The following is a 16,320-nucleotide window of genomic DNA, read 5'->3' as shown; positions in this document are numbered from 1 at the left end:
GCTGATTATAGCAAGCCTATTTTTCTTCTAAGGAAATTTATGCTTGCTAAAAGAATTATCCCTTGTCTTGATGTTGATAATGGTCGAGTGGTTAAAGGTATTAATTTTCTTTCTTTATCCGACGCAGGAGATCCTGTAACTCAAGCCCATCGTTATGATCAAGAAGGAGCAGATGAGTTAATTTTTTTAGATATTACTGCATCATCAGATAAGCGTAAGACAGTATTAAAGATGGTAAGAGATGTAGCAGATTGTGTATTTATTCCCTTCACGGTTGGAGGTGGAATTAGCAATCTTGAAGACATTAGAGAAATACTTTTAGCTGGAGCAGATAAAGTTTCTATTAATACAGCAGCAATAAATAACCCTAGTTTAATTTCACAAGCAGCAACCCGTTTTGGGAGTCAATGTATAGTTGTAGCTATTGATGCTAAAGAAGTTAGTCCAAATGTCTGGGAAGTTTACACACATGGAGGACGTAAAGCTAGCGGGTTAAATGCTTTAGAGTGGGCCAGCCGTGTCGAAGAGCTAGGAGCAGGAGAAATTCTTCTTACTAGTATGGATATGGACGGCACTAAAAAAGGTTATGACCTAGCTTTAACTAGCCAAATTGCTGACACAGTTAAAATTCCTGTAATTGCTTCTGGTGGAGCAGGAACACTTGAGCATCTTTACAAAGCATTAACAACTGGCAAAGCAGCAGCAGTTTTAGCTGCATCAATATTTCATTTTGGGCAATTTAGCATTTCAGAAGCAAAGAAATATTTAGCTGATCAAGGTGTATTAGTTAGGTAAAAAAGATCGGGGAAATTTTACTAGAGTTTGGTAAATAAGCTCTTCCAATCATTAAACATCCTATCCTGCTTTGTCCTAAACAAATAAGTTTTGCTAAAATAGCAAACAAATCAAATAAAGAATATTTTGTTTTTAGGAGTAAAAAACTGTTTATGTCTGTCGAAATACTTATTCAAAACTTAAAGTTTGACGAGCAAGGGCTAATCCCGGCTGTTGTCCAACATTCTCGCACGAATGAGATTTTGACACTTGCTTATATGAATGAGGAAAGCTTAACTCGTACACTTCAAACAGGGCAAACCTGGTTTTGGAGTCGCTCACGGAAAGAATTATGGCACAAGGGGGGAACTTCTGGTAACTTCCAGAATGTTGTAGATATTCGGCTAGATTGCGATGGAGATGCGCTAGTAGTAATGGTTGACCCTGAGGGCCCAGCCTGTCACTTAGGCGAAGATAGTTGCTTTCATCGTCAATTACAAGAAAATGAATACCAGCATTTGCAAAAAAGTATTTCCCTAGTAAATCAAAGTTCATTAGAATTAGGCATTCTCCTAGATGAACTTTATCGCCTAATAGAAGAAAGAAAAAAGAAACGTCCAGAAGGTTCATATACCACTTATCTATTTAATGCTGGACTAGATAAGATTCTAAAAAAAGTTGGGGAAGAATCGGCAGAAACCATTATTGCAGCTAAAAATCATTCTACCCAACAAATGGCAGCAGAAATATCTGATTTACTTTATCACCTACTAGTTTTAATGAGTGAGCGAGGTGTACATTTAGAAGATATATTTAATGAGCTAAAACAGCGTGCTAGTAAAGCTACTGAACGAAAGTACACATAAAGTCATGTTTGTCACCCCAAAAAATTTTTCAGAATTTGCTCAGATGGCTAGCCAAGGAAATGTTATTCCTATAGCCAAAAGAATTGCTGCTGACTTGCTCACCCCTGTAGCAGCTTACTTAAGACTTCAACAGTCTAATCCTTACTGTTTTTTACTAGAGTCTATTGAGGGAGGCGAGCAAGTTGCTCGCTATTCTTTTCTAGGGGTAGAACCTAACTTAATTATTCGGGTACGTGGCCGCACAGTAGAGACAATTAAAAACGGTCAAGTAGAACGCTTGCCAGGAACATTACTAGATGCTTTACGTCAATATTTAGGGCATTTAATCCCTGTAAAACCACCTAATCTACCCCCTTTTACTGGTGGAGCAGTTGGATATTTAAGCTATGATATGGTTCGTTGGTTTGAAAGAATACCTAATAAAAATCCTGATGACCTAAAGATAGATGATGCGCTACTTATGTTTTTTTCATCTATTTTGGCTTTTGACCATGTAAAACAACAGCTAATAATAATTGTTAATGTATTTACTCAAAGAACCGATGCTGTAAGCTTAGAAGAAAAGTATCAGCAGGCTTTAGTAGAAATTGAGCAAATAGAACAAAAGCTTAGCACTCCTCTTATCCTTCCTAACAAAAATACTAGCTATTCTGGTCAAGATAAACTTACTGCATCTTTTCTAGTACGTTCTAACTTTACCAAAGAACAATTTGAAACAGCCGTATTACGAGCCAAGGAACATATTAAAGCTGGAGATATTTTCCAAGTTGTTTTATCACAACGCTTTGAAACTAATATTTCTACTCCAGCATTTCAAATCTACCGTGCCTTACGTATGATTAACCCTTCACCTTATATGTTTTACTTAAATCTGGGAGATATGTCTTTAGTAGGTGCTTCCCCAGAAATGCTAGTTCGTTGTAAAGACAGAAAACTAGATTATCGTCCAATTGCAGGAACTAGGGCAAGAGGTGTAGATGATATTGATGATGCTTTATTAGGTGAAGAACTCCGTGCAGATGAAAAAGAAGTGGCAGAACATATTATGCTAGTCGACCTAGGTCGTAATGACTTGGGCCGCGTTTCTGAAATTGGCTCTGTAGAAGTACTAGATTTAATGTCTATTGAACGTTATTCGCATGTAATGCACATGGTATCAAAACTACGTAGCGAACTGCGGGTTGGTAATGATTGTTTTGATGCTCTAGTGTCTTGTTTTCCAGCAGGTACAGTTTCAGGCGCACCAAAGGTAAGAGCATTAGAAGTTGTTGATGAACTTGAACCTACTAGACGTGGGCCATATGCTGGAGCCGTTATGTATTTAGATTATTCAGGAAACCTTGATTCTTGTATTGCTATTCGTACAATTCTAGTAAAAGATAGTAAAGCTTATATCCAGGCCGGAGCAGGTATTGTTGCTGACTCAGTTCCAGAAAAAGAATATATTGAAACTGTAAATAAAGCCCGTGCTTTACTCAAAGCTGTAGAAATTGCAGAAAAAGAATTATAAAAAACCTAAGCTTAAATTTCTAGGCTATATTTATTTTGCCTTGTAACTTAAATATTCTGATATTTTAATCTTAAGCCCCAACGGGGCGACATAACTGTAGCATAGGGTTTCAACCCTACGTATGATGATATAAAATAATAGAGTTACAAATGTGACGACATAATTAAAATATTGTGCTAATTAGGTTTATTATGCCGTCGCTACGCGATTCTAGCTATGTATAATCACTATGCCTAGGTCTTACGACCTAGGCTACAATTATTTCGTCCCTTCAGGACTCAAGAAATTAAAAAATGCTAACTTACTTTGTTTATAGACTAATAAACTTAAATTCTATAGATCTCTAGTAAATTAAAAGATTTATGAAACGCTGTCCTGTTTGCCACCAAGAATATAGCGATGCTGTAACAATGTGTCCTTACGATGGTCAATCACTAGAAACTGGCCCAGACCCTATGTTAGGTAAGCTGCTAGAAGGAAAATACCGTTTAGAAAGCTGTATCGGTATTGGTGGTATGGCTACTGTCTATCTAGCAACTAGAATGCAGATAGGTGATAACGTCGCCGTTAAAATTCTTAATCAAGAATCCTTAAAGAACCCTTTAGCCGTAGCTCGTTTTCGTCGTGAAGCTCAGGCTGCTGCTCGTATTCGCCATAATTGTGTAGTAACAATACATGACATGGGAAATTTACCAGAAGGTAATACTTTTTTGGTAATGGAATATATCCGAGGTCATAGCTTAAGAGACGAATTAAAAGAACAAAAAACTTTATCTATTCCAAGAGCAATTTCTTTAATTAGCACTGTTTGTAATGCTGTGCATGCAGCACATGAAGCAGGAATCATCCACCGTGACTTAAAGCCAGAAAATATTATGGTAGAAAAACTTTCAGATAATTCTGAAAGTATCAAAGTTGTAGATTTTGGTGTTGCAGAACTTCGGGAACATATTATTAGCGATGCCTTAACTAAACTTACTGAAGCAGGGATGATGGTAGGAACACCTTACTATATTTCTCCTGAGCAATGCCGCGGAGAGCCTCTTGACCCAAGAGCCGATATTTACAGTTTAGGAATTATTCTATATGAACTGCTTACGGGAAATGTGCCTTTTAGAGGTCGTACACTTTCGGCAGTAATTATTCAGCATGCAACAGAACCACCGCCATCGATTCGCAAAGTTCGACCTGATCTTACCGAAGCAGTGGAAACACCTATTTTACGTTCACTTGCCAACGATCGTAATAAACGCCCAGCAACCGCTCGTGAAATGGGACAAGAACTAGAGCAGGCCCTGGCTGGTATTACGCTTACTGAATCTGTAGACATTTTGATTGAGCCTATTGCTGAAGCTAGTAGTAAATTTCTTACATCTCCTAAAACAGGTGCAAACCCTTCAGCACGTAAAAGCGGACTTCTTAATTATGATAGTTTGACTGGACTACATTCACATGGTTATTTTATTCGTAATTTAGAAGAAAATTTGCTCCGTTGTGCGCAACTTAATGAGCCTCTTGGAATAATTATTTTTGGTGTAGATAAGCTTAAACAAGTAAACAATACCTATGGTTATTTACTTGGTGACTTATTAATTAGAGAAGTAGGACATCTACTAAGCCAAAACCTACCTGAACAAATGACGCTTTGCCGCGCACCTGGAGACGGTTTGACTACTATGGCAGCAACTAGACAGCCAGAATTATTAGTTCAGCTTGCGACTAAGTTAATTAACGTAGTAAAACAAACTAGATTACTTACTAAAGAATTACCTGAAGGACTAGAAGTTTCACTATCAGCAGGAATAGCCTTTTATCCTATGGATAGCACAGATGCTACAGACCTTTTTGAGATTGCCAAACAATCTTTAGCAAAAGCAAAAACTTTAGGTCATAGCCAAGTTGCCCGTAAGGGTCAAAGCGGCCAGCTTAGTCAACTAAGTAATAGTGTAGAACCTCAAATTCAGTTTGAAAACTTTGTTGGTCGTAAAACAGAACTAGAAAAAATACAACGTAATTTTGAACAAAGTGTAGCTGGACGTGGGCGTTTTGTATTAATTACTGGTGATGCTGGACTAGGTAAAACCCGTCTAGTAGAAGAGTTTCGCCGTCAGTCTGCTGGAAAAGATGTTTTATTTTTACAAGGCCGTTTCTATGAATCTGGTGGAGCAATTCCTTATAAAGCTTTTTGTGATTCTCTTCGAGGATCAATACATTACTTGATGGAATATAACCAAGCAGAGACCCAAGAAGTTTTTGGTTCTATGGCAGGTCAAGTTATTACAGATTTTAGTAGTAATGATCCTCTATCTATATTACTTAGTGGTGAAGCTGTTGCTAATGCAGAGCAGGAAAAATATCGCATTTTTGATTATTTAGTAAGAATTTATGTAAATTTATCTAAGTTACGTCCAATAATTTTATTTTTAGATGATTTACAATGGGCAGATGAGCTTACCTTAGATTTTCTAGCTTATTTAATCCGTAATAGTTCAGGGGAACGCTTATTTTTTGTTGCAACTTCGCGTGAATGGGAATTAACTAACGAAAACAACCCTGTGCGTAGTTGGCTAAGACAGATGAGCCGCTATGGATCTCAAGAACAAATTAAACTATCACCTTTAACTGAGACTGAAACTGCTAAAGTTTTGGAATCAATGTTTGGATATATAAATATTTCTCAAGCAATGCTAAGTAAAGTTTGTCAGGAAACTAAGGGTAATCCTTTTTATATAATGGAGATAGTCCGACTTCTTCAAGAAGAAAAAGCTATTCAATGGACTGGAGAACATTGGCATTGTAAAGATGTAGGTGAAATTCACCTTCCAACCTCTGTAGTTGATTTAGTAGAGGCTCATTTAGTAAAACTAGCGGCTCAGGATTTAGAAGTTTTTACCCAAGCAGCTATTTTAGGCGATGAATTTACTTTTGAAATCCTACAAGCTGTTACAGATTTTGACGAAGACAAGCTTTTAAGTATTGTTGAAGCTGGACTTAGAGAACATATCTTAAAAGAAGAACCACACTCACGAGAAGATCGCTATTCTTTTTACCATAGTACGGTTAGAAAAGTTTTATATGAACGCACTAGCCGCCGTCGTCGTAAGCGGTTGCATCAACAAATTGGCAATAAATTAGAAGAACTCTATGCCGACCGTGCCAATAAAATCGCGGCTGAACTGGTCTATCATTACTATAATGCTGAAGATTACGAACATGCTTTAAGCTATGCTGTAGAAGCAGGAAATCTAGCATGGCGTGCTTTAGCCTTCTCAGAAGCGGCTAAATATTATGAATGGGCAGAAAAATCTATTCAAAATTTAATGGCTTCGCTTAAGGATGAAAGCTTAAATCGTACTACTGGCGGCAATAAAATCCTTCAGCTTGCTGCTTGTGGCTTACAGATTGAGTCTGACCGCATGGCTCAATATCACTTAAATTACGGCCAGCTTTTTATGCAGCTAGGCAATCATCAACGTGCTGAATCCCAATTAAGACAAACCTTAGAGCTTGCTAGACAAGTAAAATCATTAAAGCTAGTTGGACGTGCTTTTACTGCACTTGGTGAACTTTATCGCCAATATGGTCAATTAACACGTGGACTAGAATATGGTGAACAAGGTTTAGCCGTACTTACCTCAATAGAAGATTCTGAATGGGAAGTTCAAGCCTTAATGGTAATAGGAGCATCTCATGAAGGATTAGGACATTTTTCTCAAGCCCTAGAACAATATGAAGGTGCTTTAGTGTTGGCTAGAAAAATCAAAGATCGCTTCCAGGAAAGCAATGCTCTTTGGGGTATGGGTGTAATTTATTTTCGTTTAGGTCAATATGAAAAAGCTCAAGAGTCAGCACAACGAGCATTAGAAATTAGTACCATTACAGGTTATCGACTAGTCCAGGAACGTTGCTATAACCTGATTGGAGCAATACTTTTAGAAATTGGTCTATTTCCTGATGCCTTAAGAAATTTTGAACGCGCTCTAAAAGTTGCTCGTGATATGGGTTATAGACTACGTGAAACTTCTATTCTTAATAACATAGGCGAGCATTATCGCCGTCAAATGCGCTATCAAGAAGCTTATGAATATTACCAACAAGCCTTAGCAATTACTAAAGAAACATCTGATCGTCCTACAGAAGCATCTATTTTGCTTAATATTGGGCTACTTTACCAGGGTCAAGGTAATCATGAAACGGCTCTATCAGAATTTGTTAAAGCACAAAAATTAATTCAAGAACTAGGTCTAAGACCTACAGAGCTAGAAACCCTAGTTAGCATAGGTGATTCACTTTCTGCAATTAACAATATGAAAGACGCTCAAAGTTATTACAAATATGCTTTAGATCTTTCCCGTCAATCTGGTAGTCCTGTCTTTGAATGGCGTGCTTTATATGGGCTTGCACGATGTGAAATAGTAAAAGGCGATAAAAAAGCTGCCGTTAAATTACTACGTAAATCCGTGGAAGTAATAGATCTATTATCATCAGAATTAAATACTTATGCAAACCGTGTTAGTTTCTTAAAAAATAAGCAAATTGTTTACAATGACTTAGCAGAACTAACCCAAGAATTAAACAAAGATGGAGGTGTCTAGTTATGTTAAAAAATAAATTAACACTCCAAAATTTCTGTTATTTAGTTTTAGCTGTAGTAATAACTCTAAATTTTTCTTCCTTAACTTTAGCACAAAAACGTAAGCCTGTAACAAAGCCAAAGACAACAACACCAGCACCCACTCCAACGCCTACACCCGTTAAGCCACCAGAGCCAGAAACCATTCGCCCGCCGGAAACGCTTCTTAGTGTAGAGGAAATGGAAAAGTTAGTAGCTGTAGTTGAATTAGACGAAAACAAAGAATTTACCCTAGCATTTTATCCTAAATCAGCACCAAATCATGTACGTCAATTTATTTGGCTGGCTCGTTCAGGTTATTTTAATGGAATGTCAATTAGCCGAGTGATTCCAAAATATATTGTTCAAAGTGGTAATCCTGGGTCATGGGAAGAAAATAACCCTAACTTAAAAAAACGCTTTGATATTCCAAAGCTAAAAGCTTAGTACGATCAAGCACTTAGGCATGAAAAAGGTAGTCTTTCTATGGCTCGTCCAAATGGTGAGCCAGACGGTGGAACATCACATTTTTTTATTTGTACTGAAAGATTTCCTTCACTAGATAATCAATATAGCATTTTCGGTCATGTTGTTAGTGGAATGGAAATAGTTAATCAATTATCCTTACTACAAATTGCTGAAGGAACAACTGATAAGCCAGCACAACGAGTTGCTATAAAACAAATACTAATTAAAGAAATAGCGGCAGTACCTGCCGAAACTACCCCAAAAGAAACAGAGCCAAAAACCAATGATTCTAGTAATTGATAACTATGACTCATTTACCTACAACATTGTTCAATATTTGGGTGAGTATGACCCAAATATCTATGTTTACCGAAATGATCAAATCACTATAGATCAAATTAAACAAATTAAACCTAAACATATAATAATTTCACCTGGCCCAGGTCGGCCAGAAGCAGCCGGAATTACTCCCACATTAATTAAAGAATTTGCTGGCAAAATTCCAATTCTAGGCATTTGTCTTGGACATCAAGCTATTGGGATGGTTTTTGGTGGTAAAGTAGTTTCTGCCCCATATTTAATGCACGGTAAAACTAGCGAAATTTGCCACGATGGTTTAACAATTTTTCGTGGGCTAGAATATCGTTTTCGTGCAACTCGTTATCATTCCTTAGTTGTAGATCGTGATGCAATACCACCAGATTTAGAAGTTTCTGCCACAACTCCAGATGGTATAGTAATGGGCCTTAGACATCGGCGTTTTGTTTGTGAAGGTGTACAATTTCATCCTGAATCAATTATGACTAATAATGGTAAACAACTTCTTAAAAACTTTATTACCTTATAAATCAGTAAATTATTTATTGGACATCAGCAAATGATCAAAGATCTAATTAAACAAGTGATGGCAGGAAAACACCTAAGCCAAGACCAAGCTATTTTAGTACTAAATGAAATTATTGATGGCGAGGTTACAGATGCTCAAATTTCCGCGCTCTTGATTGCTTTAGCAATGAAAGGCGAAACCGTAGAAGAATTAACTGGTTTTGCCACAGTAATGCGGCAACGTGCTAGCACTTTTAACATTAAACACCAACTTTTTGTTGATACTTCTGGAACAGGCGGAGATGGACAAGGAACATTTAATATTTCTACGGCAGCAGCTTTTGTTATTGCTGCTGCTGGCATTCCTGTAGCAAAACATGGAAACCGTGCTGTTTCCAGTCTATGTGGTAGTGCTGATATCTTAAGTCAATTAGGTGTAAACATAATGCTTAGTCCAGAAATAGCGGCTCGCTGTTTAGATCAAATTGGTATTTGTTTTATGTTTGCTCCTGCTTTTCATAGTGCTACAAAAAGAGTTGCTGAAATTCGCCGTCAACTAGGAGTAAGAACTGCTTTTAACCTACTTGGGCCACTAACTAACCCTGCTAAAACTCCTCGTCAACTAGTAGGCGTTTATTCTAAATCTGCTGCTGAAAAATGCGCTCAAGTCCTTGCTAAACTAGGCACTGAACGCGCTTGGGTAGTTTATGGCTCTGATGGACTAGATGAAATTACTTTAACTGGTATTACCCATGTAGCATCTGTTAATAAAGGTATAGTAAGTTTACTTGAACTCTCTCCAGCAGATTTTGGTTTCGATCCTGTTATTCCAACATCAATCGTTGGTGGTAATGCAACACAAAACGCCCATATCCTTAAAGAAATTCTTTCAGGTCATAGACAAGATAGCCTTACCAATGTAATTCTTGCTAATGCTGCTGCTGTATTATATCTTTGTGATAAGGCTAATAGCTTAACATTGGCTGTATCACTTGCAAAAGAAGCCATCCGCCAAGGAAAAGCACTTGCAAAACTAGAATCATTAATTAAATTAAGCCACCAAATAAGCTAATGTAAATTCCTACTGCAATTTTATCTAAAATATTTATCTTACTATGTTTTAGACTAGGAAACTTTTTAACAAATCTTATCCAAAAAGCAACTGGCCCTTATTTACTAGCATCTCAAAAGCGCGTAACATTTAAGACTAGTTTGATTTATAAATCATAGAATTACAGAGAGGAGATACAGACATGGCAAGTTTCAAAGATCCTAAAGAACATTTTGCTCCTATTGAAGTAGTAGAAAGATTGCTTGAAATATGTGAATATTACGGTCAACCTCAGTCGCTTTACCTCTCTTCTACACTTGACCTAACTACTTATTTTGATTCCTTTGGTTTTGATGTTTATAGTTTAACAGATGATACTAATACAGCATTTGAGATCAATAGCCCAACAGTCAATGTAGTACCTAGCGGAGATAAATGCCGCAATCATGAATTATCACATTAAATAGTTTTCTACTTTCTACTTTCCATTTTTCTCCTATCCCTTCAATTAAAAATTGAAAATTTAGTAAGGCTAATACCCTAGCTCAAGCTAGGGTATTTTTTTGTTAACTAGTATTAATAACTAATTGAACCTTACTCTTTCAAACAAGGTTTTAGTTAGTTGTGAATATCTTAAATCACGTGATAAGATTTGCTACCTAAGCCAGAAAAAATAATTAGTTAAAGAGAAAGCGTTGGAAGCCTACTTATGCAAGTTCTGTTTGGCCGCCGTTTAGTTATTCTGTCGTTTGTTCTTATTTTTGCTTTACATTTTAATGTGACTGCTAAAACTCTTTTAGAAGATCCTAAAAATGATCCTCCAACATCTTCTACACATTCAAACCACTATTTAATCCAATCTTTACAACAAGATCCAAAAGAAAACCCCTCTTTAAGCGAAAAAGAACGACGTAGACAGTCCCGCCAAGCACGTAAAAATAATAAAAATAACGAGGAAAATAACGCTAGCAAAGACACTAGCGACACTAACAGCCAACAACCTAAAATAGAAACTGCTGTAGCAAACCTAGAAGCAATTATTGAATCAGATGAGCAACGTAGAGAAGGTGACACTTATATTGCTACTGGTTATGTAGTTATTAATTACGGCACAAGCAAATTACAAGCTGATAAGGTAATTTTTAATACTGTTAGCGGTGATGCAGAAGCAGAAGGAAATGTAATTTATGACCCAGACTCACAACAACGAATAACAGCACAAAAAGCTAGCCTAAATATTTATACCCGTAAAGGCACTTTCTATGAGGCTCAAGGCTTTACAGATCAAACATCCGACGGCGCAACTTTAAATTTTGTAGCTGAACGAGTAGAAAAAACTGGTCTAGATTCCTATGTTTTACATGGTGCTAGTATTACTGCTTGCGAACAAGCCACCCCTGCTTGGAAGTTTGCAAGCGATCGCATAGGCTTACAAATTAATAAAACGGCCTCTGTAAAGGGGGGTTTGTTTAAGTTTAAGAATATCCCTCTTTTTTATCTTCCTTATGTAGCTATACCTATAGGCAAACGTGAACGTCAATCAGGTTTCCTTATTCCAACAACAGGAAATTCTACTCAAACTGGCAGGTTTTTCCGAAATGCCTACTATCAAACCCTAGGCCGTAGTGCTGATGTACTATTTACCACAGATATTTATACTAAGCGTGGTGTAGGATTTGGCACAACTTTTCGCGCTCGTCCTGATGAACTTTCTTCTATAAAAATAGGAACTTTTAGCGTTGTTGACAGACTTTTTGACCAAGAAAACCTCCCTGTTCAACAAGATGCAGGTGGTTCGCTATTTTTTGCTAAAGGTATTCAATACTTGCCAAATGGCTTTTTTGCTGGTGTAGATGTAGACTTTACCACTAGTCTAGCTTTCCGTCGTACTTTTGCTAATGAAGCCGAACAGGTATTTAACCCTGAAAATCGTTCACAATTTTATCTTATTAATAACTTTAGTTCTGCTGGTGCTAATTATAGTTTTAATATGTTAGCAGAAGGTAAATCGGACACGGTTTTTAATAATGGTGCTTTTCTGGATCCTCTTTCAGATAGAAATACTGATGTAACAGTGCGTCACTTACCCTCATTAGAGCTTACAGGTTATGGGCAACAAGTGGCTAACCTACCGCTTTATCTATCATTTAACACCGCTATAGAAGGTTTATATAGACGTGAACGTCTTAATCAAGCAATAACTTTTATTACTCCAAGCATTGTCCAACGCTTTGACATGTCACCAAAACTTACTTTGGTAGTCCCTGATCTAGCTGGCTGGATAATTAGACCTGAATTTAGTTTGCGCTCTACTTACTACACTAGTAGTTTAAGAACTATTTCGCCCGATATTCCCTTAGTACCTTCTATTTCACGTAATCAACTTAGCCCAGATAATATTTTTCGTAAATATGCTGAATTTTCATTAAATATCCGCCCTCCTTCTTTATCCAAAATTTATACTAATAGCGATGGTTCACCCAAATTTAAGCATGTTATTGAGCCAACTTTTACTTATCATAAAATTAGCGGTGTAGATAATTTTGCTCAAATTATTCGTTTTGATGAACGTGATACAGTAGCTAATACTAATGAAATAGAATATGGTGTTATTAATAGATTCTTTGTGCCTAAGCAAACAAGTGATGGACGTATTAATACACACGAAGTTTTAAGTATTGCTTTAACACAAAAATATTTCTTTGACCCTGATTTTGGAGGAGCGTTAAAACCAGGTGTAAGAAACCAGTTTTTCCCAATCAATACGCTTTCTGGGTTTACTTTTGGTAGCCAAAGACGGGATTTTTCACCACTTAATGTTAATGTTCGCTATCGTCCATTAAATACAATTTCGGCTGATATGCGTATGGATTATGACACTGAGCGCAATAAGGTAAGAAATTTTTCAATAGGAACTTCTTATTCACAACGTAATTTTAGTATTTCACAAAGATATTTTAAGATTTCTTCACTTCAAACCGCGCCAGGACAAATTGAGCCAGGAACATTTCCAGGAAGTCTTTTGGTGACAGGTATTTCTCTTGGTAATGAGGCCCGTGGCTACTATGGTGGTGGCACATTTACCTATGATTTTACTGATAGAATAGACACTATTACAGGTGTTCGTACTCGTGCAGGTTTACGACGATCAACTTCATATTTTGGCTATGCCTGTGATTGTGGAAGCGTTGAGCTAAATCTAACTACAATAAATGTTAATGGTTTTAGCGAAACACGAGTAAGTTTTTCCTTCTCGCTGTCTGGAATAGGTTCTTTTGGTACAAATCAAAATCGCTAATATATTAATGGATAATAACTTATGTCTGTCCCTGATTATACCATCCGACGTTGTGAAAACTTTGAAGATTATGAAAAATGCATGGAGTTGCAACGTAAGGTTTGGCACACAACAGATCTTGAAATTACTCCTGCACGAATTTATATAATTTCACAAAATAGCGGAGGTTTTTTAATAGGGGCATTTACTGAAAATAATGAATTACTAGCCTTTTTACATTCCTTTGCTGGTGTTGACCCACAAAATCAGCCTATTTATTACTCTCATATGCTAGCCGTCGTGCCTGAATATCGCAATAGCGGATTAGGACGAGAACTAAAACTTTGGCAAAGAATAGAAGCAATTAAACGCCAATTCAAAAAAGTAACTTGGACTTTTGACCCTTTGCGCTCACTTAATGCACATTTTAATATCAATAAACTTGGCTGTATTGTTAAAGAATACAAAGTAAATTTTTATGGTACAGGAAACACTAGCATTTTTGATGCAGGGATTGAGTCCGATCGGCTAAAGGCTGAATGGTGGGTAGATAGCGAGCGAGTAGAAAAAGCTATCCAAGGCGAAAACCCAGCAATTGATCTAAGTTCTCCTTACGTAGAAATCCCGACAGATATTTCCATAATTCGTGGTGATAGCTTGGCTGTAACTAAAGAATGGCGCTTAAGAGTCCGTAAAGACTTTCAAGCAATGTTTGATAAAGGTTTGGTTTGTACAGGCTTTGCTAGAGGCCAACAAGATCAATTTAGTCGATATTACTTTTCTAAATCTAATAGTATATTCTGATAAGTATTTTTATAGAATTTAATTCTTAACTATCTCTAAAAGGCCAATTTGGTAAGGCTTCCCTAGAACATAGCCAATCTTTAGGTATAGACTTTTGACCAGCACTTAAAGCAACAATTCCACCAACAATAGCACAAGTAGTATCCCGATCACCTAATGCACTAACAGTTAGCCAAAAGGCTTCTGTAAAATCATTAAGGTGTGTTGCTGCACACCATAAAGCTAGTGGAACTGTATCTTGAGCAGAAACCATTACACCATTACCTAATACAGCAACAGCAAATTCCAAAGAAGCATTTTTATCCATGTCACGAGCTTTACGAACTTTTCCGCTTACTTCAGTTTTAGGAATAGCTGGCAAAATAAGATCTAAAAACTCCGCACGTGTGGGTAAAGGATTATTTTCTCTAACTCGCCATGCCCAAGCAGCAGCTACTGCAACAGCTATTGCGCCTGCTATTGCTTCTTCATTTGTATGTGTTACTTCTGCTGAACAAACAGCTTGTTCAATTGCCATGTCCAAATCGTCAGCAAAATATGCTCCTAAAGGAGCAATTCGCATTGCTGCACCATTTCCATAAGAGCCACGCCCATTAAACAAGCTACTAGCAGCATCTTGCCAAGCTTCACCAAGTCTAAATTGATGTAACAAACCATGCATAGCTGGGCCATAGCCACGAGTATTGTCATAACGTTCACCAAAACTTTTAGCTAGCTGGTCTTGATCTATTTTTTCATATTTTCTTAGTATAGATACAATAGACATTGCCATTAAAGTATCATCTGTATAATGCCAAGGGGATTTAGGCAAAGCACGCTCAGAAATTAAATTTTCTGCAATTGCAGGATCTAAGAAAAATCTATCGCCTAAACTATCTCCAATGGAAAGCCCTGTTAAAGAAAGTTTTGCTCTAGTTAAACGCTCATTTGCACTATTAATTTTATCTGTCATATATTTTTAACTTAACACTTGTTGGCAGTGCTTTATAAGTTCAGCTTCTTTGTTTGCTAGCAATATTGGTTTAGCTTGTTGAAACAACATTGTAGCCTTTTCTCTTTCACCCATTTTAGCTAGTGAAATTGCCCAATAAGCTTTAATTTCTGCTAAAAGATCAGGTAAATTTTCATAAGGAGCAATTTTTTTCATAGCTACAGAAAGATGAAAATTTGCTTCAAAATAGTTTTGTTCCTCGACTAAAATAACGCCTTTACAAAAAGAAACAAAAATCGCTGCAAGTTCTGACATTTCTTTTGTGCTAATCTGCTCTAAAACTTCTCTAGCTTTAATTGTATCTTTATGATAACGGGCAAGCCCTAAAGCATAATCTATTAAGGTATTTGCACCATCTGGGCCTAGTTCTATTGCCATTAATTGACATTCTGTTGCTTTGTTATAGTCTTTTACTGCAATAAAAACCGAAGCTAACCGCGCGTAGTGAAGCCATTTAGGGACATTAGGGTCTCTTTCATATTGTTGTACTAACTTTAAGGCCTTGTCCAAATCCCCTTTTCCAGCTAAAGCTGTAGCTACTCGCATGTCAATTTCATGATTAAGCATATCTAAATTAATTAACTTAGTTGCTTTTTTAAGTAGTCCCGCATAAAAAAAGACTTTATCCCACTCTGCCCATTGAGTAGCCGACACTAAGCTATCAAAAAGCATTTTAGGTAAAGTAAAGATAGTTATAAAAGCTATCATTAATAAATCTAAAACAAGGCTTACCCAAAGAAGAGTTGAACCCATCCAAAGCCCAAACGCAGTTAAAACAAATAAAGGAATTAAAAGCGATTTATTAACTTTTATTTGAACTAACACATTGTGCCAAAAACCTTGTTTTTGCACATCACTAAGTTGTATTTCTGGAGTATAGTTTGGTAACTCCTCAAGGTTGGTAGCATACATCTTTTTTATTTCTTCGATCATTTCATCTTCATGAAAAACTATTGCTCTATAACCTTCTCGCTCTAAGCGCATCTTTGCATAGTCTAAATTAGGGGCTTCTACTCTTTGTGTAACTTTTTTTCCTTCGCTGTCTTCTGCCGTGTACAAATATTGTCCCATGTCTAATACCTTATTTTGGAAATAAATATGAGCTACATTTTATCAACAGTCTTACGACAAAGCACTATATA

13 protein-coding genes are annotated in these 16,320 nt (G+C 36.8%); 11 read left to right on the top strand and 2 right to left on the bottom strand.

The window, feature by feature from the left end:
- Nucleotides 1-39 precede the first annotated feature (39 nt).
- The 11 genes from hisF (at nucleotide 40) to IPK14_05560 (ending at nucleotide 14,187) form a co-directional block, all read left to right on the top strand.
- Nucleotides 40-795: an imidazole glycerol phosphate synthase subunit HisF gene (hisF, locus tag IPK14_05610; protein ID MBK7992899.1), complete on the top strand. Its 756-nt coding sequence runs from the start codon at nucleotides 40-42 to the stop codon at nucleotides 793-795.
- 152 nt (nucleotides 796-947) lie between these two features.
- On the top strand, nucleotides 948-1,640 hold the full coding sequence (locus tag IPK14_05605; GenBank protein ID MBK7992898.1) for a bifunctional phosphoribosyl-AMP cyclohydrolase/phosphoribosyl-ATP diphosphatase HisIE: 693 nt from the start codon (nucleotides 948-950) through the stop codon (nucleotides 1,638-1,640).
- A 4-nt stretch (nucleotides 1,641-1,644) separates the two neighbouring features.
- A complete protein-coding gene (gene trpE / locus IPK14_05600) occupies nucleotides 1,645-3,150 on the top strand; it encodes an anthranilate synthase component I (protein MBK7992897.1) in 1,506 nt (501 codons plus the stop codon).
- A gap of 362 nt (nucleotides 3,151-3,512) precedes the next feature.
- Nucleotides 3,513-7,745, top strand: coding sequence for a tetratricopeptide repeat protein (locus tag IPK14_05595; GenBank protein ID MBK7992896.1), 4,233 nt, complete (start codon nucleotides 3,513-3,515; stop codon nucleotides 7,743-7,745).
- Nucleotides 7,746-7,747: 2 nt separating this feature from the next.
- Nucleotides 7,748-8,209: a peptidylprolyl isomerase gene (locus tag IPK14_05590; protein MBK7992895.1), complete on the top strand. Its 462-nt coding sequence runs from the start codon at nucleotides 7,748-7,750 to the stop codon at nucleotides 8,207-8,209.
- A 39-nt stretch (nucleotides 8,210-8,248) separates the two neighbouring features.
- Nucleotides 8,249-8,530, top strand: coding sequence for a peptidylprolyl isomerase (locus IPK14_05585; GenBank protein ID MBK7992894.1), 282 nt, complete (start codon nucleotides 8,249-8,251; stop codon nucleotides 8,528-8,530).
- Nucleotides 8,514-9,077, top strand: coding sequence for an aminodeoxychorismate/anthranilate synthase component II (locus IPK14_05580; protein ID MBK7992893.1), 564 nt, complete (start codon nucleotides 8,514-8,516; stop codon nucleotides 9,075-9,077). The genes IPK14_05585 and IPK14_05580 overlap by 17 nt, the downstream gene beginning before the upstream one ends.
- Before the next feature lie 30 nt (nucleotides 9,078-9,107).
- Complete coding sequence (gene trpD / locus IPK14_05575) at nucleotides 9,108-10,127, top strand: anthranilate phosphoribosyltransferase (protein MBK7992892.1); 1,020 nt, start codon at nucleotides 9,108-9,110, stop codon at nucleotides 10,125-10,127.
- Nucleotides 10,128-10,308: 181 nt separating this feature from the next.
- Nucleotides 10,309-10,569, top strand: coding sequence for a hypothetical protein (locus IPK14_05570; protein MBK7992891.1), 261 nt, complete (start codon nucleotides 10,309-10,311; stop codon nucleotides 10,567-10,569).
- Between the two features lie 246 nt (nucleotides 10,570-10,815).
- Nucleotides 10,816-13,404: an LPS-assembly protein LptD gene (locus IPK14_05565; protein MBK7992890.1), complete on the top strand. Its 2,589-nt coding sequence runs from the start codon at nucleotides 10,816-10,818 to the stop codon at nucleotides 13,402-13,404.
- A 21-nt stretch (nucleotides 13,405-13,425) separates the two neighbouring features.
- A complete protein-coding gene (locus tag IPK14_05560; protein ID MBK7992889.1) occupies nucleotides 13,426-14,187 on the top strand; it encodes a GNAT family N-acetyltransferase in 762 nt (253 codons plus the stop codon).
- A 25-nt stretch (nucleotides 14,188-14,212) separates the two neighbouring features.
- Here the strand turns inward: IPK14_05560 and IPK14_05555 are convergent, their stop codons facing one another.
- The gene (locus tag IPK14_05555; GenBank protein MBK7992888.1) at nucleotides 14,213-15,139 is read right to left on the bottom strand and encodes an ADP-ribosylglycohydrolase family protein; all 927 of its coding nucleotides are present in this window, start codon (nucleotides 15,137-15,139) and stop codon (nucleotides 14,213-14,215) included.
- 6 nt (nucleotides 15,140-15,145) lie between these two features.
- The gene (locus IPK14_05550) at nucleotides 15,146-16,249 is read right to left on the bottom strand and encodes a hypothetical protein (protein MBK7992887.1); all 1,104 of its coding nucleotides are present in this window, start codon (nucleotides 16,247-16,249) and stop codon (nucleotides 15,146-15,148) included.
- Nucleotides 16,250-16,320 lie beyond the last annotated feature (71 nt).

The organism is Blastocatellia bacterium, assembly GCA_016713405.1.
GTDB lineage: Bacteria > Acidobacteriota > Blastocatellia > Chloracidobacteriales > JADJPF01 > JADJPF01.
Note: the sequence above shows the minus strand (reverse complement) of the source record. Positions and strands in the feature narration are given on the sequence as shown.